A 21310-nucleotide genomic window follows, 5' to 3' on the forward strand; every position below is an offset into this window, starting at 1 on the left:
TTGCATAAGTAAAGGTTATTTCTTATTTGTTCAGACTCGTCGGACTCCGTATCAATATGGCTAACGCTACTGGAAGAAACAGGGAGACGGGGATGAACTTTCAACAATTAAAAATTATTCGTGAATCGGCGCGCTGCAACTACAACCTGACTGAGGTCGCCAATACGTTATTTACCTCGCAGTCCGGCGTCAGTCGGCATATTCGCGAGCTGGAAGAAGAGCTGGGCATTGAAATATTCATTCGCCGCGGCAAACGGCTGCTGGGCATGACCGAACCCGGCAAAGAGCTGTTGGTGGTGGCGGAGCGCATTCTCAACGACGCCAACAACATCCGTCGCCTGGCGGACGTTTTCAGCAGCAACGACTCGGGGCAGCTGCATATCGCAACGACGCACACTCAGGCGCGTTACAGTCTGCCGGGGGTGATCAAAGAGTTTCGCGCGCTTTATCCGCGGGTGCGGGTGGTGCTCAATCAGGGCAGCCCTGAGGAGATCGTCTCGATGTTGGCCGCCGGAGAAGCCGATATCGGCATCGCCAGCGAACGGCTGATGAGTGACGAATCGCTGGCGGCGTTCCCTTACTACCGCTGGCATCACACCATCCTGGTGCAGGAAGGGCATGAGTTGACGCGTCAGCCGCAGGTGACGCTGGAGATGCTCAGCACCTTGCCGCTGATCACTTACCGCCAGGGCATTACCGGGCGCGCGAAGCTGGATGCGGCGTTCAAAGCGGCGGGCCTGACCCCGGACATCGCGCTCAGCGCGCAGGACTCCGACGTGATTAAAACCTACGTCGAGCTGGGGTTAGGCGTGGGCGTGCTGGCGGACATGTCGTATGAAAAAGAGCGCGATCGCGGGTTGGTCAGTCTCAACGCCGAGCATTTGTTTGAGCCTAATACGGTATGGCTGGGCCTGAAACGCAGCCAGCTGCAGCGCAACTATGCCTGGCGCTTTATCCAACTGTGCAACCCGACGCTGTCGCTGACCGAAATAAAAGACAAGGTCTTCTCGTCGCAGCTGGACGCGGTGATTGATTACCAGATTTAACAACGCGTCATTGCCCTGCCGGACCGGACTGCTTGCGGGCTAATGCGGGATCAGTCGTCGGTACGTTCGATCAGATGACGTTTACTTTTTCTGAACGGGCCGATGGCTTCCCATTCCGGGAGTTCTTCGGGGGGGCGAGGGTTGGCCATCTCCCAGCGATGGTACTGACGTAAAATCTCTATGGCGATGCGTTTTTGCTCTTGAATGGAGAGCGTCGGGTTGGTCAGATCCTTATTTTTCATTTTTGCTTCCTTTTTGCGCGTTATTTGTACGCACCTTATCGCATTTGGCACCGTATTTTTCCAGCGATTGTATGTACTTTTTCAGTGCGTTGAAGCTGGTTTACATGTCATGGTACCAGGTATCACTTCAAAGGCGGCCTGACGGGTATACAGCGCCAACACGCGGTGATTAATGGCGTGGCTGATCAGCATGTCCGGCGGAGACGCCGGCGTCAGCCCCTGCTCTTGCAGGTTCAGGCCATACAGATACAGAGCCTGCAAGCAGTTGCGCAGCATATTGCCTTTCAGTGGATGTTGCGTTTCGCGCAAGGAGAAATTCTCCAGCGCGACAAGTTCGATAACGTTCTCGGCCTGGAGATAACGGCACAGACAAAAGCCTGCACGGCTCAGCGGGCTGGTTATTCGCCGGTAGACAAAAGCGAAACTTATGGGCATTTGGGCATGATATTTAAAGAGAGAGCGCCAATTTAACGTATGGCCGTTTTTTCTGCCTTTTTGCCAGCGCCGGTCTTGTACCGTCAGACGAGTCATAAAGAGATCCGACTCAAGCAGCACGCTGTTCATATCTGCCAATGTTTGCTCTATCGCTCTCTCATGCCGGAGTGAGAAGCCATTTTCTGATGGATGGTTTTCCATTTGCCCGTCCTTTGGGTGACCGAGCTCACGTTAATCTCCCGATGAAACAGACTCAAACCTCGACTTTCATCGCTGCGAATCGCGCCGCAAAGATAATGGGCAATTGCTGCGAGGTGCCGCGAGAGTGCGATCGGCCGCGCAATCCTCGCTCTAATAATCAAAACCCCATCTATATACATAAAAAGAATATCTATAGTGATTTAAGTACCTTCAGCTGCCGATCGCGCTCGCATACACTCGCGAAATTATTATAAATTCCATCCGCTTGGAGAGTTTCAGATGAAAGCGCTCGTTCCTTCTTTGCTGTTTTTGGCCGTGGCGGCCAGCGTTGACGTACAGGCGGCGACGCCGGCCAACACGTTGGTGATCGCGCAGTCTATCGATGACGTGGTCAGCTTTGACCCGGCTCAGGGATTTGAGTTAACCACGGTGCAGTCGTTCAACAGCCTGTATCAACGTCTGATCCAGTCCGATCCGCACAATCCCGTCGATCTCAAACCGACCCTGGCCAGCCGTTGGCAGGCCGGCGCCGATAACCGCAGCCTGACCTTCAGCCTGCGCCCGGACGCCAAATTTGCCAGCGGCAACCCGCTGCGGCCGGAGGACGTGATCTTTTCGCTTTCACGGGTGGTGAAACTCAATCTCGAACCGTCGTTTATCCTGACGCAGCTGGGCTGGAACGCGAAGAACGTGGATCAACACCTGACCAAGGTGGATGACCATACGGTAAAAATCAGCTGGGATGAAAACGTCAGCCCGGCCTTCGTGCTCAGCCTGCTGTCGGCGCCGGTATCCTCGATCGTCGACGCCAAAGAGGCGCTGGCGCACCAGCAGGGCGACGATCTGGGGCACCAATGGTTGAACAGCCACTCCGCCGGCAGCGGCCCTTACAAAATCCGCACCTATGTGCCGCACGAAGTGGTGGTGTTGGACGCGAACCCCGGCTCGCCGGAAGGGGCGCCGACGTTGAAAACCATCCTGATCAAAAACGTGCCCGATCCGGCCGCGCGCCGTTTGCTGATTGAGCAGGGCGATGCAGATATCGCCCGCAACCTGGGGGCGGACCAGATGGCGGCCCTGAAGGGCAAGCCGGGCGTCAAACCGTTGGCCATTCCTTACGCCTCGCTTTATTTCCTGCAGTTCAACGCCAAGGCGTCGCCGGCGCTCGGCAACCCGGCGTTTTGGGAGGCGGCGCGCTGGCTGTTCGATTACCAAGGCATCGCCGACGATCTGCTGAAAGGGCAGTTCCAGAGCCATCAGGCATTCCTGCCGGACGGTTATCTGGGCGCGCTCAAGGATAGGCCGTACAGCTTCAATCCGCAGAAAGCCAAAGAAATACTGGCCAAAGCGGGGCTGAGCAACGTCAGTTTCCGTCTGGACGTCAACAACCAGCCGCCGTACCTGGATATCGCTCAGGCGCTGCAGGCCAGTTTTGCTCAGGGCGGCGTGAAGGTCGAACTGGTGCCGGGCATCAGCTCGCAGGTCTCCACCAAGGTGAAAGCGCTTAACTACGATGCGACGCTGACCTCCTGGGGGCCGGATTACTTCGACCCCAACACCAACGCGGCCGCCTTTGCCTACAACCCGGAGGACGGCAGCAAGACGCTGGCCTGGCGAGCCAACTGGCAGATCCCGGCGCTGAGCAAGTTGACGCTGGCCGCCACCGCGGAAAACGACACCGCCAAACGGGTGGCCGACTATCAGCAACTGCAAAAACAGGTGCAGCAAAGCTCGCCGTTCGTTATCGGCCTGCAGGCGCGCAGCCTGATCGCGGTGCGTGACAACCTCAAGGGCTATGTGCAGGGCATCAACCCTGACATGGTGTTCTACAGCAAGGTCAGCAAGTAATGGCCGCTGAACTCTCCGCCTCCGCCGGGCTAGCCCGGCGGTATTGGCGCTGGGGCGGGCGGCTGTTCGGCGGCGTGTTGTCGCTGGCGTTAACGCTGCTCGGCCTGCTGCTGTTCACCTTTATGCTGTCGCACCTGGCGCCGATCGATCCGGCGCTGCAGGTGGCGGGCGATCACGCCAGCGAAGCCACCTATGCGCAGGTGCGTCATGACCTGGGGCTGGATCAGCCGCTGCCGGTACAATTTTGGCGCTATCTGGTGCACCTGGCGCACGGCGATCTGGGCATTTCGCGCATTACCGCCCAGCCGGTGCTGACCGATCTGTTGCGTACCTTCCCGGCAACGGTGGAACTGGCCACCTGCGCCATTATTCTCGGCGCGTTAGGCGGCATTACGCTGGCGTTTCTGGCGGTGCTCAAACCGGGAAGCTGGCTGGATAATGCGGCGCGGTTGCTGTCGCTGGTGGGTTATTCGGTGCCGATTTTCTGGTTGAGCCTGCTGGGGCTGCTGCTGTTCTACGCCACGCTGCACTGGTCGGCGGGACCGGGGCGCCTGGATGACATTTACTTGTACAGCATGGAGCCGCGTACGGGTTTCGTGTTGATTGACAGCTGGCTGTCCGGCGATCGCGAGATGTTCTACAACGCCATCAGCCACCTGTGGCTGCCGGTCGTGGCGCTGGCGCTGCTGTCGATGGCGGGCATCACCCGGCTGCTGCGCGCGGCGATGCTGGAAGAGTGCAATAAGGAATACGTGACGCTGGCGCGTTCCAAAGGCGCCGGCCGCCTGCGCATTCTGCTGCGCCACGTGTTTCCCAACGTGCTGGGGACGTTGATCACTGTACTGTCTCTCTCCTATGCCAGCCTGCTGGAGGGCGCGGTATTGACCGAAACGGTGTTCGCCTGGCCCGGCGTCGGGCGCTATCTGACCTCGGCGCTGTTTGCCGCCGACACCCCGGCGATCCTCGGCGCCACGCTGCTGATCGGCACCTGTTTCGTGCTGTTGAATACCCTGGCCGATGCCTTGACCTATCTAGTGGATCCGCGAACCCGATGAGCCAATATCTCTCTGAACACGAACCGCAAAGCGAGCCGGCCGTCGGCTATCGCACCGGTCAGCGGCTGACCACGCTGACGCTCGGCGCAGCGCTGGTGGCGATCCTGATCGTCACCGCACTGCTGGCCCCGTGGCTGGCGCCTTTCGATCCCAATTTGCAGCATATCGAGCTGCGGCTGCTGCCGCCTTCCGCCACGCATTGGTTGGGCACCGACGGTTTCGGCCGCGACTTGCTCTCCCGCGTGATTTACGGCGCGCGGCCGACGCTGATTCTGGTGTCGCTGATTCTGGTGCTGACCATTCCTATCGGTCTGCTGGTGGGCATCTGCGCCGGTTATCTCGGCGGCTGGGCAGAACGCATCTTGATGCGTCTGACCGATATTTTCCTGTCGTTGCCGAGCCTGGTGATCGCGCTGGCGTTCGTGGCGGTGATGGGGCCGGGGCTGATGAACGGCGCGCTGGCGCTGGCACTGACCAGCTGGCCGGCCTTTGCCCGCCAGGCGCGGGCCGAAACGCTGGCGCTGCGCCGCAGCGATTATCTGGCGGCGGCGCGCATGCAGGGCATCAACGGGCTGCGGCTGATGGTCGGCCACATTTTACCTTTATGCCTGCCCAGCGCGGTGGTGCGCGCGGCGCTGAGCCTGGGCGGCATCATCCTGTCCGCCGCCGGTCTGGGGTTCCTCGGCATGGGCGTCGCGCCGCCGACCGCTGAATGGGGCTCGATGGTGGCCGAAGGCAGTAAAGTGATTTTCGATCAATGGTGGGTCGCCGCCGCACCGGGCGGGGCGATCCTGTTCGCCAGCCTGGCCTTTAACCTGCTGGGCGATGGCCTGCGCGATAAAATGGATCCTCGTCATGGGCACTGATAACACCTTATTGACCGTTGAACGTTTGGCGATCGGCGTGCCGGGGCCGCAGCCGGCGGCGCTGGTGAAGAATATTTCGTTCAGCATGGGGCGGGAGCGGCTGGCGCTGGTCGGTGAGTCCGGCTCCGGCAAATCGTTGACCGCGCGTGCGCTGATGGGGCTATTGCCGCCGCCGTTGCAGCTGCGGGCGCAGCGCCTGACGCTGGGCGACGAAGACTTGACGCGCCTGAGCGAGCGCCAGTGGAGCCGACTGCGCGGCGACCGGGTGGCGATGGTGATGCAAGATCCCAAGCATGCGTTGAATCCCAATCAGCCGATTGGCCGTCAGGTGGAGGAGCCGCTGGTGTTGCATGCCAAGCTGAGCCGCGCCGAGCGGCGTGAAAAAGTGCTGGAGATGCTGGCGGCGGTGGGCTTGCCCGATCCGGTGGCGCTGTGTCGCCGCTATCCGCATCAGCTCTCCGGCGGGATGGGGCAGCGGGTGATGCTGGCCATCGCCCTGATCAACGATCCGCAGCTGCTGATTGCCGACGAACCCACATCGGCGCTGGATCACCAGATGCGCGATCAGGTGCTGCAGCTGATAGAAAATCTGGTGGCGCAACGTAATATGGGGCTGATCCTGATCAGCCACGATCTGCAGCAGGTGGCGCACCACTGCGAGCGGGTACTGGTGATGTACAAAGGCGAGCTGTTGGATCAGCTGCCGGCAGCAGAGCTGGCGCAGGCCACGCACCCTTATACTCGCACGCTGTGGGCGTGTCGGCCGAGCCGCGAGACGCGCGGCAAGCCGCTGCCGGTGCTGGATCGCGCGCTGCTGGAGGCATTGAAATGAGCGTGATTGCACTGGAGAACCTCAGCGTCAGCCATCGCCAGGGCTATGAACAGCGCACCGTGGTGCACGACGTTAACCTGCGTATCGAACCGGGCGAGTGCTTCGGCCTGGTGGGGCCTTCCGGCTGCGGCAAGTCCTCGCTGCTGTGGGTGTTGGTCGGGCTGAACGACAGCTGGCGCGGCGGTTTTGAACTGCTCGGGCGGCGGTTGCAGCCGGGGCAGGCGTTCACCGGCGAACTGCGGCGTGAAGTGCAGATGGTGTTTCAGGATCCTTATGCTTCGCTACACCCCAAGCACCGGCTGTTGCGCACGTTGTCGGAACCGCTCAAACTGCTGCAAGAAAGCGACATCGAACGCAAAATCAGCGCGGGCTTTCGCCAGGTAGGATTGGATCCGCGCCTGCTGGATCGCTATCCGCATCAGCTGTCGGGCGGCCAACGGCAGCGCGTGGCGATCGTGCGCGCCTTGCTGTTGCGGCCGAAGCTGCTGCTGCTGGATGAGCCGACCTCGGCATTGGACATGTCGGTGCAGGCGGAGATCCTCAACTTGCTCAACGAGCTGAAACAGGCGGGCGATCTGACTCTGGTGCTGGTCAGTCACGATGCGGATGTGATCGACCATATGTGCGATCGCGCGGTGGCGATGGCGCACGGCCGTCTCCTTGCCTGAGCCAATGCCCGTCAATGCGGCGGGCATATCCATCTTGGTAATAAATAAAGCAATTTATCGTCGTTCTTCTGTTAATTCTTACCCCCTACACTCGAAAAACAACGCAACCGCGTGATTGTGGAGAGTGTATCGATGAAACGGTTAATCCCAACCTTATTATATGGCGCGCTGGCGACCGCTTTCGGCGCGCAGGCCGCCACCCCGCCGGATACCTTGGTGGTGGTCAGTTCGCTCGAGGGCATCATCAGCCTCGATCCGGCGGAGAGCTTTGAAACCGTCAGCTCGGCCAATCTGGTCAATCTCTATCAGCGCCTGGTGGCGCCGGATCGCGGTGCGCCGCAAAAGTTGGTGCCGGACGCCGCCGCCCGTTGGCAAGCGGGCGCCGATGGGCGCAGCCTGATCTTTACCCTGAAGCCGCAACAACGTTTCGCTTCCGGCAATCCGCTGCGTCCCGAGGACGTGATTTACTCACTGGTGCGTGCGGTGAAGCTGAACAAGGCGCCGTCCTTTATTCTCGCTGAGTTTGGCTGGACGCCGGATAACGTCGAGCAGCAGCTGAAGAAGATCGGGGATAACCAGGTGCAGCTCAGTTGGTCGGCCAACATCGGCAGCGAGCTGGCGCTGCGGCTGCTGACGGCGAACGTGGCTTCGATCGTGGATGAGAAGCTGTTGAGCGAACACGCGCAGCAGGGGGACTTCGGGAACGCCTGGCTGCGCAACCATTCGGCCGGCGGCGGCCCGTATCGGGTGAATAACTATGTGCCGCATGAGGCACTGCTGTTTGGCCGCAACGATTACGCGCCGTCGCCGGCCCGGTTGAAAACGGTGTTATTCAAGAACGTCAGCGATGCCGGCACCCGCCGTTTACTGTTGCTGAAGGGGGATGCCGACGTGGCCTACGATCTGGGCGCTGACCAGTTCGACTCGCTGCGCAAAGCGCCGGGCGTGCGCATTGAGCAGGCCGATGCGCCCAAGGTGTATTACCTCGGTTTCAATACCGGCAGCAAAGACAACCCGGCGCTGGGCAATCCGGCGCTGTGGCAGGCGGCGCGCTGGTTGGTGGATTATCAGAGCATCGCCGAACGGTTGCTGAAAGGGCAATATCGCGTGCATCAGGCCTTCTTGCCGCAGGGCTTGGACGGTGCGCTCGACGAGCGGCCGTTTAAGCTCGATGTGGACAAGGCCAAACAGATCCTGCGCGATGCCGGCATCAACGAGGGCACAAGCATCAGCCTGATCGTCATCAACCAGCCGCCGTATACCGACATCGCGCAGGCGCTGCAGGCCAGCTTTGCGCAGGCTGGGCTGCGGCTGGACATTCATCCGGTGGTGGAGAGCGATCTGTGGGGCAAGATGCGCGGCCGCGATTTCCAGGCGATCTTCACCTATTGGGGCGCCGACTATCTGGATCCGAACACCAACGCCAGCGCCTTTGCCTACAATGTGCCGGGCGGGCCGAAGACCCTGGCCTGGCGCACCCAGTGGAGCATTCCCGCCATCAGCGCGGAAACGCGTGCGGCGGCTGCGGAAGGCGACAGCGCAGCGCGCAGCGCACGTTACGCCGCGCTGCAACGGGAACTGCAGGCCAGTTCGCCTTATGTGCTGGCGCTGCAGGGGCAAACGCTGGTGGCATTACGGGACAATGTTGAAGATGCCCGGGTGGATATCGCCAACAGCATGCTGTATTTGGATCGGGTGAATAAAACGCAGCCGTGAACGAAAAATGCCCCCTCGCCGCCGAGAGGAGAGGGGGCCTGGCCGGTGTTAACGCGGCGAGCTCACCACGGCGTGCCGGCGAGATTCAGCTTATTGAGGATTGTCGGCAGGCTGTCGGTCACCAGCGCCTGCAGATCGCCGTACCAAAACTGCTGCACGCCGACCTGGTTGATATACAGATAGGACGCGATGCCCAGAGAGAAGCACAGCAACGTTAGCAGCACCCGGCTTACCGCGTCTTTCAGATTGCCGCATACCATCACCATAAAGATCAGCACGAAGATCATCATGTTGAATGAATAACGGTTGGCCACCTCTTCAAAGCTGATGGTGGCGAAGAACACCGCGCAGTTATAAAGGAACATCAGGCGCACGGCATAGGCGGCTTGTACAAACTGAGGCGATGGCGCGCGGAACTTGTAGCGGGCGAATTGATACAGCGCCTCCACCACGCCGACGTACAGCAGCGTGATTTGGATTTTGCGCACCGGGTTATTACCGAAGTCGCCGCTGACGTAGGCTTCGGCGCGCGAGGCCAGAAAGTCGTTGCCGACGACGGCAATCAGTTTAGGCATCAGCACCGCGCCGCCGAGGTAACAGGCGGCGAACAGCGCCAGCACCGGCAGGGTGCCCACGGTGCGCCAGCGCGCGGGCAGCAGCAGATAGGGCAGAAACAGGAAAGCGGAAAAATGGCTGAAGGACGCCATCACGATCCAGAGCAGCATGCGGCCGCGGTGCTGCTCCGACACGGCCAGCACCAGGAAAGAGAGCGCCAGCCCCTGCCGCAACAGGTTGCCGTACAGCCCCTGGAAATTGTACTGGCAGCAGAACAAAAACAGGATCACGGCAAAGTAAGTGCGCGACAGGCGGTAAACGCCCAGCGCCAGCAGCGAAAAGCTGATAAGGAAGAAGGCGGCGAATGCGCCATTACCGACGCCAAACCAGGTGGCAGTCAGTTTAAACAACAGGTGCGAGACAAAGTCGGTGCCGGAAAACTGCGCCAACCAGTCCATCAGGCCGTAGCCGCTGTACTGCTGCATCTCAAGGTAGTAGTTCACCTTGTCGTTCATCACCGGCTCGAGGTTCTTCGTCGCCAGCGGCACCGCGGATATCACGGTCAGCAGCAGGAAGGCGGTGAGATTCAGCACGCGATCGGGTTGCTGGCGCAGCAGCATAAAGGCGGCGATCAAGCCGCTGCAAATCACCAACGATAAATAGGGGGCGAACCAAACGCCTGTGATGGCGACGGCGCCCAGCAGCAGCCATTGCACGGAAGAATGCGCCTGTTCGCTGTCGGGAAGGGCGGCGAGTGGCCTGACCGGGTTTTGCATGGGATGCTCCATGGCGTGATCCAGCTGGGGAACATAACACCGGGGCCTAAAGGGACACAGTGAGTTTTGGTGAAATAGGCAAAATTTCACCGGGTTATCATCCCTTGCCGGCAGCGGAAAAATGGCCGTCGGCGAGGCTGGGTAAAAACGGTGCGAAACGCGCAGAACCGCGTTCTGCCTTGATTTCATGTGGGGTTGATGCTGTGAAATAAATGAAATACCACTGCGGGCCAGGTGAGACGGGACCGGTCAGCAGGCATAGCCAGCCGGCCGCCGCTAACCCGATACCGAACGGTTGCGGCGTTCGCCAGGCACGGCGGTTGTGCAGGCCACGCGCCAACGCGACGCCCAATCCGAACGCCGCCGCCAGAAAGACCAGCAGCGGCAACATTGTCCAGCCGAGCCAGGCGCCCAGCGCCGCCAGCAGTTTGAAATCGCCCTGGCCGATGCCGTTGCGCCGCCGCGTCAGCCGGTAGAGCGCATTGAGCAGGCATAACGCGCCGTAACCGGCGACGGCACCCAGCACGGCGTCTTCCAGCGGCGCCCAGCGAGCGTCAAGGTTGCATAGCAGCCCACCCCACAGCAGCGGCTGAGTCAGTCGATCCGGCAGCCACCGATGGCGCCAGTCCAGCCAGGCCAGGGCGATCAGGAGCGCCGCGGCCGGCACTAACCCCCATCGAGGCGCTGCAGCCAGGCTCAGAGGCAACGTCGCCAGCCCCAGTGCCGTCAGCAGCGGCCCCTGAAGGCGCAACCTCTGTGGGCGACCGTTGACGCCCTCCACGCGTTCCAGCCACGTAATGAGCGCGAAGGCGATCAGGCCCGCCGACAGCAGCGCGGTGAAAAACAGCGCGTGCCACAGTAAAGAAAGCAACATCCGGACTCCGCCAGTCGTAGAACAGACGGCTAAAATAACGGCAAAATGCGTATTTCATCAGGGGAAAACGCGGTTGGTTGTGAGGAATGCGCAGGCGTTCGCATCGCCACGCTGCGTATTGCAGGGGTGTACACTGCCCTGCGCGGTGGCGCGCAGCCACGGGGTACTGTGCTTTTTATCGGCAAAATCGGCGCTAAAATGCGGTGAATTCACCTGGCGGCCGGAATGGATCGGTAAAGGGTACAAGTGACGACGTCACTGGGGAGCGATTGGGGTTTATCCTATTGTTTCTGCTCGTCAAGCCGTTAGGCTATGAGGACATAGGCGCCCCCGCCGGGCTGGGGGGCGTGAGGTTTTTCAGCGCTGTCGCGGGAATGGCGGCGGCAAAGCAGTGGGTTGGCGTGCTCCAGGAAGGAGGGAAGCCAACGGTGTCATGAAAGACGTCATTCAGGCAGTACTCATCAAGACTAAAAAACGATTCTGGCGCCGACGCCAGACGGCGTGGCTGGCCGTGCCGCTGGTGTGGCTGGCCGGCGCGGCGCCCGCGTGCGCCGAATCCCCACCGGCGCCGGACAGCGTTATCTCTTCCGAACAGGCCGGCGCAGATCCGGCGGCGAACTTGCCCGAACTGGGCGGTGCGCCCGACGACGCCGCGCGCGAGAAGCAGTGGGCCGAGATGGCCAAACAGCTCGGCGAAAAAGATCTGAACAACGTTTCACGTCAGCAGATGCGCAGCCGCGCTGAAGACTATTTGCTGGGCCAGGCGACCGGCGCGCTGCAGCAACAGGCGCAAGAACTGCTGTCTCCGTTGGGAACTGCCCGGCTGTCGCTGAAGATGAACGGCGAGGGCGATTTTACCGGCAGCAACGGCCAGCTCTTCAGCCCGTTGTACGACGTCGACGGGTTGTTGACCTACAGCCAAATCGGCTGGCTGCAGCAAAGCGCCGGGGCGCTCGGCAATGTCGCGCTGGGGCAACGCTGGATCGCCGGTGACTGGCTGCTGGGTTACAACACGGCGCTCGACAGCGATTTCGCCCGGCAGCGCAATCGCGGCAGCGTGGGGGCGGAAGCCTGGGGGGACTACCTGCGTTTCTCCACCAACTATTACTATCCGCTGTCGGCGCTGTCGCAACAGCCCGGCGATGGGGTATTTTTCAGCCGTCCGGCGCGCGGTTACGACATCACGACGCAGGGCTATTTGCCGTTCTATCGCCAAATCGGCGGTTCGCTCAGCTATGAACAGTACCTGGGCGAGAATGTCGATCTGTTCGGCAGCGGCAAGAAACAGAACGATCCGCGCGCGATGCAGCTGGGGCTCAACTATACCCCGGTGCCGCTGGTGACGATGAAGGCGTTGCATAAGATTGGTGCGGGCGGGCAGAGCCAGGATCAGGTGGAATTGGCGCTGAGCTACCGGCTCGGGGTGCCGCTGGTCAAGCAGATTTCGCCGGAGTATGTGGCGCAGGCCAAGTCGCTACGCGGCAGCCGCTACGATCCTGTCGAACGTAAAAACGTGCCGGTGCTGGAGTTCCGCCAGCGCAAGACGCTGCAGGTGTTCCTGGCCACGCCGCCGTGGAGCCTGCAGGCGGGGGAAACCGTGCCGCTGGTGTTGGAAATCAAGGCGTTGCACGGGATTTCTCACGTCAGCTGGCAGGGGGATACGCAGGCGCTGAGCCTGACACCGCCGCACAATGCCAACGACCCGCAGGGCTGGACGGCGATCGTGCCGCCGTGGGATGACGCCCCGGGCGCCGCCAACAGCTATCGGCTGTCGGTCACGCTGGAGGACGACAAACAGCAGCGCGTGACGTCCAACTGGATAGAACTGAAAGTGGCGCCGCCGCTGACGGCGACCGCCGGTGATGAAGCGGATCAGCCGCCGATCCAAACCCTGACGCCGCCGCCGATCCCGGCGCAAACCGGGCCGCTGTACGGCGACGATTAACCGTTTTTACCCTGCAACACCCACACGGCGGCCTCGACGCGGGATTTCAGCTTCATCTTTTTCAGCAGGTGTTTGACGTGTACCTTGACGGTGCTTTCCGTGATGGTCAGGCGGCGGGCGATCAGCTTGTTCGGCAGCCCCTGGGCGATCAGCTTCAGGATATCCCGTTCGCGCGGCGTCAGTTGCTGAATATCGCGCTCGGCGCTCGGGCGGTTTTCCCGCAGGCTGGCGGCGAGGATCGGCGTCAGCGTTTCGCTGAGCACCATCTGCCCGGCCGCCGCCTGATGCAGCGCCTTAAGCAGATCCTCCGGCTCCATGTCTTTCAGCAGATAGCCATCGGCGCCCCGCTTGAGCGCGCTGACGACGTCGTCTTCATGGTTGGATACGCTGAACACCACGATGCGCCCCGACAGGTCGGTCTGGCGCAGGCGATCCAGCGTTTCCAGCCCGTTGATGCCGGGCATGTTCAGGTCGAGCAGGATCAGATCCGGATCGTGCTGCTCCGCCAGCGCGACCCCTTGTTCACCGTTGCTGGCCTCGGCGATGACCTGCAGGCGAGCGTCCATGCCGATCAGCTGTTTTACGCCGTTGCGCAGCATGGGGTGGTCGTCGATCAGTAAGATGGTGGCGGCGGTTTCTGTCGTCATGGTGTCTCCGTTAGTCGATGGCGTGGTTATCCGGCGTGAAGCTGACCCGCACCTCGGTGCCGCCGCCGCTGCGCGGTAAAATGTCGCAGCGGCCGTGCAGGCTCTTGGCGCGATCGCGCATGATGATCAAGCCGTAATGGTCGGGGCGAGAGGTCTCGGCCGGCAGGCCGCGTCCGTTGTCGCATACGCTCAGGGTCACTTCGCCGCGTTTATTGATGACCTGAATGCTTACCTCGCTGGCGGCGGCATGCTTAAGGATGTTGCTGAGCGCCTCGCGGGCGATCTGCAGCAGGTGTATGGCCTGATAGGCCGGCACCGTGCGCGGCCCCAGCTGATAATCGAGGCTGATGGTCAGGCCCAGTTTGGGGTTGAACTCCGCCACCGTCGATTGCAGCGCCGCCAGCAGACCCGGTTCGGTCAACTGCAGACGGAAGGTGGTCAGCAGTTCGCGCAGTTGGCGATAGGCGCCGTTCAGCTCTTCACGCATCTGTTGCACCAGCGCCTGGCTGGCGGCAGAGAGCGTTTCCCCCTGCATCTGCAGACAGGCGATCTGCATTTTCAGGCAGGAGAGCGATTGGGCGATGGAGTCGTGCAGCTCGCGGGCGATCGCCGCCCGCTCCTCCATCAGCATCAACTGCTGCTGGTGGTCGACCTGACGTTCGATGGCCAGCACGCTGGTCAGCTGTTCCACCAGGGTATTGATCAGTTGGCGATGTTCATCGTTCAGCGGTTGCTGCGGCGCATGTTGCGCCACGATCACGCCGTAGTCGCCGAGCTTGTCGCTCAGGCTCCAGCTCAGCGACGGATTGTTGGGATACTGGCGGTCGCTGTCGTTCAGGCAGGCGCTGCACACCGGGTTATGGCAATGCTCCGGCCTTAGCGGTTGGTTGCCGCTCAGCTGCAGCAGCGGTTCCCGGCTGTCGTTTTCATACAGCCGCACCTGAATGGCGCGCAGCGGCGTCAGGGTTTGCAATTGGTTGAGCAGCGGCGTCAGGCGACTGCACAGCGGCTCGCTGGCGTGCAGCTGGCGGCTGGCGCGATAGAGGAAGCTCAGCACCTGATTTTTCTGCTGCAGGTCGGCGGTCTTCTCGGCCACGCGCTGCTCCAGCCCGCTGTAGGTGGCCGACAGCTCGTCGGACATGGTGTTCAACGCGCCGCCGAGCGACGCCATTTCATCCTGATGGCCGCGCTGCGCAAAGCGGCGGCTAAAATCACCGCGGCCTACCGCCAGGGCCATCTCCACCAGTTGCCGCCAGGGATGCAGCAACCGGCGCCGCAGGTAGCAGGTGGTGCCGATCAACAGCAGCAGCGTCAGCGCAATAAAGCCGGCCTGCACCAGCGTCACCATCAGCAGGCGGCGTTCGGTTTGCCTGTCGATATCCGACACCAGCTTATCCAACAACCGCACGAAGTGCGCGACCTGGGGCGCGGCGTCGGCCGGCTGCTGCGCGCTGCGCAGGCGAGGTTGCAGCGTCTGTTGCCAATAGTCGCGCAGGGCGTTGAAAGGCTGCGTCAACCCTTCCTGCTCCACCGAACGCTGCAGGTCGGGGCTGTTTTCGTCGCGCTCCAGTTCCCGGATCAGCGCTTCGTGCCGTTCATCCAGCGGCACCTGCGCCAGCAGCCGGTAGCTTTGCATGCGCAGCGAGCCGGCCTTGTTGATGGCGTGCGCGTTGCCCTGAATGCTTTGCGACATCCAGGCGGAAATCCCCATGCCGGCCACGCCCAGCATGCCCGACAGCAACATCAGCAGGGCGACCTGATTCACGATCGAAAGCGGGGCCAACAGGCGTTTCATAAGTGCGGATTCCTGGCGTTTGGCGCCGCTGAAGCTCAGGGGCGAAGGCGGCGATGGGACTAAACAAGTCACGATTCAGCCGTATTTTTGATTATCCCTGCGCATAACCCCATACCTCGAATGAAGTACCCATTAGTTTCCAGGGGCGCGTCGAGACGGCAAGAAAACGAAAGTGATAGTGATTAGTTGATTGATTTAAATAGATTTAATTTTTGGTTAGGGCGTACCCCTAAGGGGATGAAGGCGCTATTTCCGCCGCCAACTACTTGCATGCGGGTTGATATACATCAACTTTGCCGCCGGGGCCGCCCCCTAGGGTGTGCGGAATGATCCCCCGTGTCTGAGGTTTTTATGTCGCAACTTGCAACGCCTTCATCAAAGAAAACCGGTGCGCTGATTCAGGACTGGCGCCCTGAAGACAGCGCTTTTTGGCAGCAGCGTGGCCAGCGCATCGCCACCCGCAACCTGTGGATTTCCATTCCCTGTCTGCTGCTGGCCTTCTGCGTCTGGATGCTGTTCAGCGCCGTCGCGGTCAACCTGAACAAGGTCGGCTTCAATTTTACCACTGACCAGCTGTTTCTCCTGACGGCGCTGCCGTCGGTCTCGGGCGCCATTTTGCGCGTACCGTATTCCTTCGTGATCCCGCTGTTTGGCGGCCGTCGCTGGACCGCCATCAGCACCTGTTTCCTGCTGGTGCCCTGCCTGTGGCTCGGGTTTGCGGTGCAGGACAGCAGTACGCCGTACAGCGTGTTCGTCATTATTTCCCTGCTGTGCGGTTTCGCCGGCGCCAACTTTGCCTCCAGCATGGCCAACATCAGCTTCTTCTTCCCGAAAGCGCGTCAGGGCGGGGCGTTGGGGCTCAACGGCGGGTTGGGCAATCTGGGCGTCAGCGTCATGCAGCTGGTCGCGCCGCTGGCGATTTCCTTCAGCCTGTTCGGCCTGTTTGGCGGCACGGCGCAAAACCAGGTGGAGGGAGGCCAGCTGTGGCTGGAAAACGCCGCCTGGATCTGGGTGCCGTTCCTGCTGGTCGGCACGTTGGCGGCCTGGTTCGGCATGAACGATCTGGCGGCGGCCAAGGCATCGCTGCGTCAGCAACTGCCGGTGCTCAAGCGTGGGCATCTGTGGATGCTGAGCCTGCTGTATCTCGCGACCTTTGGCTCTTTCATCGGTTTCTCCGCCGGCTTCGCCATGCTGTCGAAGACGCAGTTCCCCGACGTAGTGATCTTGCATTACGCGTTTTTCGGGCCGTTCCTGGGGGCGCTGGCGCGGCCGGTCGGCGGCGCGTTGTCTGACCGTTTCGGCGGTGTGCGGGTGACGTTGATCAACTTTGTGGTCATGGCCGTTTTTGCCGCGCTGTTGTTCCTGACCTTGCCGAGTGCGGGCGAGGGCGGGTCGTTCATCGCCTTCTACGGCATCTTTATGGTGCTGTTCCTCACGGCGGGGCTGGGCAGCGGATCGACTTTCCAAATGATCGCCGTTATTTTCCGCAAAATCACCGTCGATCGCGTTAAAGCGGCCGGCGGCAGCGATGAAAGCGCGCAGCGTGAGGCGGTAACCGATTCCGCCGCCGCGTTGGGCTTTATCTCGGCGATTGGCGCCGCCGGCGGCTTCTTCATTCCGCAGGCCTTTGGCACCTCACTGGCGCTGACCGGTTCACCTGCGGGCGCGATGAAAGTGTTCCTGGTATTTTACATTTTGTGCGTCGTGATCACCTGGGCGGTGTATGGCCGCAAGAAAAAAGCCTGAGTGTCAAACGACTTTCTCTATCCCTCCCGACAGGGGAGGGATATTTCGTTCATACCGAAACTTCTCTCTTCTCCTCCTCAGTGAAATTTTCTGCCTTTAGGTAAAATTCTCACCCCCGCTTGCCGTTTTTTTCTTTTTTTATAGTTATATCTCTCAATGTATGAATCCTTTCTCACAAAAGGTTTATATTATTCACGCGGTTTTTTCGTTTTGTTGAGCGTGTTCTTACTATTAAACAATTAATGCTTTTTCCTGCGTTTAAATGAAATTGCTTAGGAGAATACCTAATTGATGTGCGTATTATAAAATCAGCAATAGGGTTTTGTCTTAGATGCTGCGCCCGTTGGATGGAATGAACGCCGGAGTTAAATCAGATAACTCTCATTCTGTTTTTTCCGTCTTTTTGTAGTCTATCTGACGTTCAGATTAGGTGGAAAAACAGAATGAATTCAGGGCGAAGAATGAAATTTCACAATTTCATTCGATTAACAATCAAGCAACGCCGTTAGTTTTTTCTTTCTAAATCAAAGAGGTGCTAGTTTGAATTTTACGGTAGCCAGGAAAGAAATCCATGTTACCAACAGGGAAATAGAGTCGTTTGGATAAACGGAACATCCTGAATCAGGCTTAATGTAAAAAATGAAATCAGAAAATTTTTATAAAAGCCAATATCCGATGAATGCAACCTGTTGAGTTTACATTTAATTTCTTGAACATTTTTTGATATTTCTATACAAAGTGTGCAGGACAGGCACGCTAAGGAAATTAAAAGTGAATCTTGATAAAAGAATAAAGATTAGGAATCTCGATGTTCTGACTCCTGCCGGGGAGAAATTCCGTCTGCGTTGGAAGGAGTATCAAATTCTTTCGCTGCTTGTCGCCAGATCCCCCGAGCTGGTTACCCGAACGGAAATTATAGAAAATATCTGGAAAGGAACCTATTGTTCAGATTCAACGATAAATCAAACAATTAAATCCATTCGTCAGAAAATTAGCGATTCGGAACACACGCTTATCAGAACCATTCCACGCTTGGGTTACAAGGTGGAAAATCAAGCGGCTTTTCACTTTATATCTGAAGATGAAGACTACGCCGATGATGATATATTAAACGGTAACGATGATATTGACGTTGATATTCAAGCGGAACTTTCTGAAAGTGAAAATGAATCGCCTGTAGCCAACGACGAGAAAATAGTTAAGCCGCGTAAATCGACCCTCGTTTCTGCGCCTGTTGCGGCGATGGATTCCTCTCAAGATCCGGCGCATGAAAAAAAGTCGCTATCCGTGCGCCGCTTTTTCAGCATGCCTGCCAGTCGCGTGGTGAAATACCTGACGGTGTTCGCCTCGTTACTGGTTATTTCACATTTTTCATATGTCCTGGGCAACCAAACCCGTCCGCCGGTGATCAATGATATTCAGAACAACACGCGCGTGGTGTTGACGCTGACGCTGAATAATCCCCATACCAACAGCCCGCAAACGCTGTTCTGTCTGTACCAGGGAGAGAACATGGATCAGGCCACCATCGAATGTGTCGATCCTAAACAAGGCCAGCTGAAATTGCCGGTAAAATATGAGACCTCTTCCTCCACCGGTAAAGGTCGGATTAATCTCATATTGCCGAATAAAACCTTGCAATATCAAGTTGCTTACGATGTTAAAAATTAGCGCTGAATGAGGTTTTATCTATAGCGATAATTTTACATTTGATGAAATCTTTTATTTCATTATTTGTTATTTGAAAGCCAGGTTCGATTTGTCCAGTCTGGAACTCATTACCTAACGCGTATTAGCGCCTGTCCCAATCGGGTGACGGGAATAATGAGAACCTGCTGAGTGACAAATTATGGATAAGCGTAAAGTAGCTATTATCGGGGGTTCCGGTTTTATCGGAACACGCCTGGCGAAACGTCTCAGTAAGCGCGATGATCTGACATTGGTCATCGTCGATAAGCAACCCAGTGCACATTTTCCATCCCTTTATCAGTATGGCGATGTGACTCAACCTCAGACTTTGCAAGAACCGCTGGCGGGCTGTGACGCCATCATTAATCTGGCGGCGGAGCATCAGGACAATGTCGATCCCATTTCGCTCTATTATCAGGTCAATGTCGAAGGCGCACGTCATGTCTGCATGACCGCCTCTGCATTGAATATCCGCCAAATCATTTTCACCTCCTCGGTCGCCGTTTACGGGTTCGTCAAGCAGGAAACCGGCGAAGAAGGGCGTTTTGAACCTTTCAACCATTACGGCAAGTCCAAGCTCGAGGCGGAATATGTTTATGAGGCCTGGCGCAAGGCAGACGCCGCAAATAAATTGACCATCATCCGTCCGACGGTGGTGTTCGGCGAAGGCAACCGCGGCAACGTGTATAACCTGTTCCGCCAGATCGCCAGCGGCCGTTTCGTGATGATTGGCAGCGGCAATAATATGAAGTCGATGGCTTACGTCGAGAATATTGCTGCACGGTTGGAGCATGCGTTGGATCAGCAGTCCAGTTATCAGGTCAGCAACTATGTCGATAAACCGGACTTTACGATGAATCAGCTGGTCGACGTTATTTCCTCTTCATTGGGCAGGGAAAATAAGACGATTCGCATTCCTTACGCCTTGGGAATATGCGGCGCAACCGCATTGGATGTCGTGAGTAAAATAAGTCGAAAGAAATTTCCAATCAGTCGCGTCAGAGTGCAGAAATTCTGCGCCAGAACGCAATTTAAAAGCAATGTGCAGAATAATTTCGTGGCGCCGGTCGAACTTGATTCGGCAATCGAAAGAACCATTAAACATGAGTTTTCTGATAGATAACTTAATCGCACGCTGACGTTATTTCGATATTTTCGCTGACAAGCGGATAAATCTGCATTTTCAGGATTAGCGCATGCTGACTTATATCCTGGCCGGATCAATTTTGTTTTTGTTAATAGCGCATTGGGAGCTGTAACTCAAGGGCGGTAGCGTGCTTATTCGCTGGAGGAACGATGTTATATCAACTGAGCGTGATATTTGTGCTGGCGGTGGCGTGGGTGCTTATTGCCCGCCGCGCCGCCTTGGTGGTGGGGTTAGTGGATAAGCCCAATGCGCGCAAGCAACATCTGGGGCACATTCCGCTGGTCGGCGGCATCGCCGTGTACCTGACGCTGATGCTGATGACGCTGTGGCAACCCGCCTGGCTGCCCGAAAGCACGATCTACCTGCTGTGCATAACGGCGCTGGTGGTGTTGGGCGTGCTGGATGACCGCTTTGATCTGCCCGTGGCGCCGCGCGTCATGGTGCAGGGAGGGATCGCGCTGGCGATGATGCTGGCGGCAGGGATGCAACTCTCCTCGCTGGGTTATGTCTGGGGGCATCAGGAAGTGATGCTCGGCTATGGCGCGTTGCTGCTCACGCCGCTGGCGGTATGGGGAGCGATCAATGCCTACAACATGGTGGATGGCATCGATGGGCAGTTGGGCGCTTTGTCCTGCGTCACCTTCGTCGCGCTGGCCATCGTGTTCGGGCTGGGCGGCCGGGAAGACCTGGCGCTGTGGTGTCTGGGCCTGATCGCCGCTCTGGCGGCTTATCTGCTGTTCAACCTGAGTCTGTTCGGTGCGCGCAGCAAGATCTTTATGGGGGACGCCGGCAGCATGGTGATCGGCTTCAGCGTGCTGTGGCTGGTGTTGCTGGCGACCCAGGGACCGCAGGCGGTGATGCGCCCGGTGACCGCGCTGTGGCTGATCGCCATTCCTCTGATGGACATGGTGACGGTGATGGTGCGCCGCCTGCTGCGCCGCCAAAGCCCATTCAAAGCGGGGCGCGATCATTTGCACCATATTCTGATGCGTCGCGGACTGAATGCGCGCCAGGCGCTGGCGATGAGCACCATGCTGGCGGTGACGCTGGCCTGCATCGGCATCTGCAGCGAAGTGCTGAAACTGCAAGAGAGTTTGATGCTGGTGGCGTTTCTGCTCTGTTTTTGCGGCTATTTCGCCCTGTTGCGCGAGCCGCGTCAGGCGACGGTGTTCAGCGATAATCCGACCGTCGGCCGTTAATCCCCTCACGGGCTGCGGCGGCAGCCCG

Annotated in this window: 18 protein-coding genes; 12 read left to right on the forward strand and 6 right to left on the reverse strand. The window is 58.9% G+C overall.

The genetic code is table 11. The features are described 5' to 3' along the window. Positions 1-92 precede the first annotated feature (92 nt). Positions 93-1046, forward strand: coding sequence for an HTH-type transcriptional regulator Cbl (gene cbl / locus ACJ8M3_RS03385; RefSeq protein ID WP_089197171.1), 954 nt, complete (start codon positions 93-95; stop codon positions 1044-1046). Between the two features lie 50 nt (positions 1047-1096). Here the strand turns inward: cbl and ACJ8M3_RS03390 are convergent, their stop codons facing one another. Together ACJ8M3_RS03390 and ACJ8M3_RS03395 are read right to left on the reverse strand one after the other, a co-directional pair. Continuing rightward, on the reverse strand, positions 1097-1288 hold the full coding sequence (locus ACJ8M3_RS03390) for a hypothetical protein (RefSeq protein WP_089197170.1): 192 nt from the start codon (positions 1286-1288) through the stop codon (positions 1097-1099). Between the two features lie 81 nt (positions 1289-1369). Next, a complete protein-coding gene (locus ACJ8M3_RS03395) occupies positions 1370-1924 on the reverse strand; it encodes a hypothetical protein (RefSeq protein WP_232094077.1) in 555 nt (184 codons plus the stop codon). Positions 1925-2203: 279 nt separating this feature from the next. Here ACJ8M3_RS03395 and ACJ8M3_RS03400 point away from each other — a divergent pair, with 279 nt between their 5' ends. The 6 genes from ACJ8M3_RS03400 (at position 2204) to ACJ8M3_RS03425 (ending at position 8909) form a co-directional block, all read left to right on the forward strand. Beyond that, positions 2204-3772, forward strand: coding sequence for an ABC transporter substrate-binding protein (locus ACJ8M3_RS03400; protein ID WP_089197169.1), 1569 nt, complete (start codon positions 2204-2206; stop codon positions 3770-3772). Beyond that, positions 3772-4827: an ABC transporter permease gene (locus ACJ8M3_RS03405; protein WP_089197168.1), complete on the forward strand. Its 1056-nt coding sequence runs from the start codon at positions 3772-3774 to the stop codon at positions 4825-4827. The genes ACJ8M3_RS03400 and ACJ8M3_RS03405 overlap by 1 nt, the downstream gene beginning before the upstream one ends. Beyond that, the gene (locus ACJ8M3_RS03410) at positions 4824-5693 is read left to right on the forward strand and encodes an ABC transporter permease (RefSeq protein ID WP_046687287.1); all 870 of its coding nucleotides are present in this window, start codon (positions 4824-4826) and stop codon (positions 5691-5693) included. The genes ACJ8M3_RS03405 and ACJ8M3_RS03410 overlap by 4 nt, the downstream gene beginning before the upstream one ends. Then, positions 5683-6525 (forward strand): ABC transporter ATP-binding protein, encoded by an 843-nt coding sequence (locus tag ACJ8M3_RS03415; protein ID WP_033643451.1) that lies wholly within the window; start codon positions 5683-5685, stop codon positions 6523-6525. The genes ACJ8M3_RS03410 and ACJ8M3_RS03415 overlap by 11 nt, the downstream gene beginning before the upstream one ends. Continuing rightward, the gene (locus ACJ8M3_RS03420) at positions 6522-7193 is read left to right on the forward strand and encodes an ABC transporter ATP-binding protein (protein WP_089197167.1); all 672 of its coding nucleotides are present in this window, start codon (positions 6522-6524) and stop codon (positions 7191-7193) included. The genes ACJ8M3_RS03415 and ACJ8M3_RS03420 overlap by 4 nt, the downstream gene beginning before the upstream one ends. A gap of 132 nt (positions 7194-7325) precedes the next feature. Further along, on the forward strand, positions 7326-8909 hold the full coding sequence (locus ACJ8M3_RS03425; RefSeq protein WP_089197166.1) for an ABC transporter substrate-binding protein: 1584 nt from the start codon (positions 7326-7328) through the stop codon (positions 8907-8909). A 62-nt stretch (positions 8910-8971) separates the two neighbouring features. Here the strand turns inward: ACJ8M3_RS03425 and ACJ8M3_RS03430 are convergent, their stop codons facing one another. Further along, a complete protein-coding gene (locus tag ACJ8M3_RS03430) occupies positions 8972-10240 on the reverse strand; it encodes an EpsG family protein (protein ID WP_033643448.1) in 1269 nt (422 codons plus the stop codon). 97 nt (positions 10241-10337) lie between these two features. Next, positions 10338-11114 (reverse strand): prepilin peptidase, encoded by a 777-nt coding sequence (locus tag ACJ8M3_RS03435; RefSeq protein WP_089197164.1) that lies wholly within the window; start codon positions 11112-11114, stop codon positions 10338-10340. Positions 11115-11547: 433 nt separating this feature from the next. Between ACJ8M3_RS03435 and ACJ8M3_RS03440 the strand changes: the two genes are divergently transcribed. Further along, positions 11548-13059: a YchO/YchP family invasin gene (locus ACJ8M3_RS03440; RefSeq protein ID WP_089197163.1), complete on the forward strand. Its 1512-nt coding sequence runs from the start codon at positions 11548-11550 to the stop codon at positions 13057-13059. On the opposite strand, the gene narL is transcribed toward ACJ8M3_RS03440, so the two are convergent. Next, positions 13056-13706 (reverse strand): two-component system response regulator NarL, encoded by a 651-nt coding sequence (gene narL, locus ACJ8M3_RS03445; protein WP_033643446.1) that lies wholly within the window; start codon positions 13704-13706, stop codon positions 13056-13058. The genes ACJ8M3_RS03440 and narL overlap by 4 nt on opposite strands. A gap of 10 nt (positions 13707-13716) precedes the next feature. Further along, a complete protein-coding gene (narX, locus tag ACJ8M3_RS03450) occupies positions 13717-15501 on the reverse strand; it encodes a nitrate/nitrite two-component system sensor histidine kinase NarX (protein WP_033643445.1) in 1785 nt (594 codons plus the stop codon). Between the two features lie 351 nt (positions 15502-15852). Between narX and ACJ8M3_RS03455 the strand changes: the two genes are divergently transcribed. The 4 genes from ACJ8M3_RS03455 (at position 15853) to wecA (ending at position 21282) form a co-directional block, all read left to right on the forward strand. After that, positions 15853-17247: a NarK family nitrate/nitrite MFS transporter gene (locus tag ACJ8M3_RS03455; protein ID WP_033650893.1), complete on the forward strand. Its 1395-nt coding sequence runs from the start codon at positions 15853-15855 to the stop codon at positions 17245-17247. A 771-nt stretch (positions 17248-18018) separates the two neighbouring features. After that, positions 18019-18918 (forward strand): transcriptional regulator, encoded by a 900-nt coding sequence (locus ACJ8M3_RS03460; RefSeq protein ID WP_089197162.1) that lies wholly within the window; start codon positions 18019-18021, stop codon positions 18916-18918. A 178-nt stretch (positions 18919-19096) separates the two neighbouring features. After that, a complete protein-coding gene (locus tag ACJ8M3_RS03465; RefSeq protein ID WP_033643442.1) occupies positions 19097-20059 on the forward strand; it encodes an NAD-dependent epimerase/dehydratase family protein in 963 nt (320 codons plus the stop codon). A gap of 173 nt (positions 20060-20232) precedes the next feature. Next, a complete protein-coding gene (gene wecA, locus ACJ8M3_RS03470; protein WP_033643441.1) occupies positions 20233-21282 on the forward strand; it encodes a UDP-N-acetylglucosamine--undecaprenyl-phosphate N-acetylglucosaminephosphotransferase in 1050 nt (349 codons plus the stop codon). The last annotated feature ends 28 nt before the right edge of the window (positions 21283-21310 follow it).

The sequence above is a fragment of the Serratia sp. CY55921 genome (assembly GCF_052167655.1).
Taxonomy (GTDB): Bacteria; Pseudomonadota; Gammaproteobacteria; order Enterobacterales; family Enterobacteriaceae; genus Serratia; species Serratia ureilytica.

Bases quoted from the DNA above. Each gene is read 5' to 3' on its own strand.
- ACJ8M3_RS03395 (WP_232094077.1), bottom strand. From the start codon at position 1,924: ATGGAAAACCATCCATCAGAAAATGGCTTCTCACTCCGGCATGAGAGA.
- ACJ8M3_RS03440 (WP_089197163.1), top strand. From the start codon at position 11,548: ATGAAAGACGTCATTCAGGCAGTACTCATCAAGACTAAAAAACGATTC.
- ACJ8M3_RS03410 (WP_046687287.1), top strand. From the start codon at position 4,824: ATGAGCCAATATCTCTCTGAACACGAACCGCAAAGCGAGCCGGCCGTC.
- narX (WP_033643445.1), bottom strand. From the start codon at position 15,501: ATGAAACGCCTGTTGGCCCCGCTTTCGATCGTGAATCAGGTCGCCCTG.
- wecA (WP_033643441.1), top strand. From the start codon at position 20,233: ATGTTATATCAACTGAGCGTGATATTTGTGCTGGCGGTGGCGTGGGTG.
- cbl (WP_089197171.1), top strand. From the start codon at position 93: ATGAACTTTCAACAATTAAAAATTATTCGTGAATCGGCGCGCTGCAAC.
- ACJ8M3_RS03405 (WP_089197168.1), top strand. From the start codon at position 3,772: ATGGCCGCTGAACTCTCCGCCTCCGCCGGGCTAGCCCGGCGGTATTGG.
- narL (WP_033643446.1), bottom strand. From the start codon at position 13,706: ATGACGACAGAAACCGCCGCCACCATCTTACTGATCGACGACCACCCC.
- ACJ8M3_RS03415 (WP_033643451.1), top strand. From the start codon at position 5,683: ATGGGCACTGATAACACCTTATTGACCGTTGAACGTTTGGCGATCGGC.
- ACJ8M3_RS03435 (WP_089197164.1), bottom strand. From the start codon at position 11,114: ATGTTGCTTTCTTTACTGTGGCACGCGCTGTTTTTCACCGCGCTGCTG.
- ACJ8M3_RS03425 (WP_089197166.1), top strand. From the start codon at position 7,326: ATGAAACGGTTAATCCCAACCTTATTATATGGCGCGCTGGCGACCGCT.
- ACJ8M3_RS03430 (WP_033643448.1), bottom strand. From the start codon at position 10,240: ATGCAAAACCCGGTCAGGCCACTCGCCGCCCTTCCCGACAGCGAACAG.
- ACJ8M3_RS03400 (WP_089197169.1), top strand. From the start codon at position 2,204: ATGAAAGCGCTCGTTCCTTCTTTGCTGTTTTTGGCCGTGGCGGCCAGC.
- ACJ8M3_RS03455 (WP_033650893.1), top strand. From the start codon at position 15,853: ATGTCGCAACTTGCAACGCCTTCATCAAAGAAAACCGGTGCGCTGATT.
- ACJ8M3_RS03465 (WP_033643442.1), top strand. From the start codon at position 19,097: ATGGATAAGCGTAAAGTAGCTATTATCGGGGGTTCCGGTTTTATCGGA.
- ACJ8M3_RS03420 (WP_089197167.1), top strand. From the start codon at position 6,522: ATGAGCGTGATTGCACTGGAGAACCTCAGCGTCAGCCATCGCCAGGGC.
- ACJ8M3_RS03390 (WP_089197170.1), bottom strand. From the start codon at position 1,288: ATGAAAAATAAGGATCTGACCAACCCGACGCTCTCCATTCAAGAGCAA.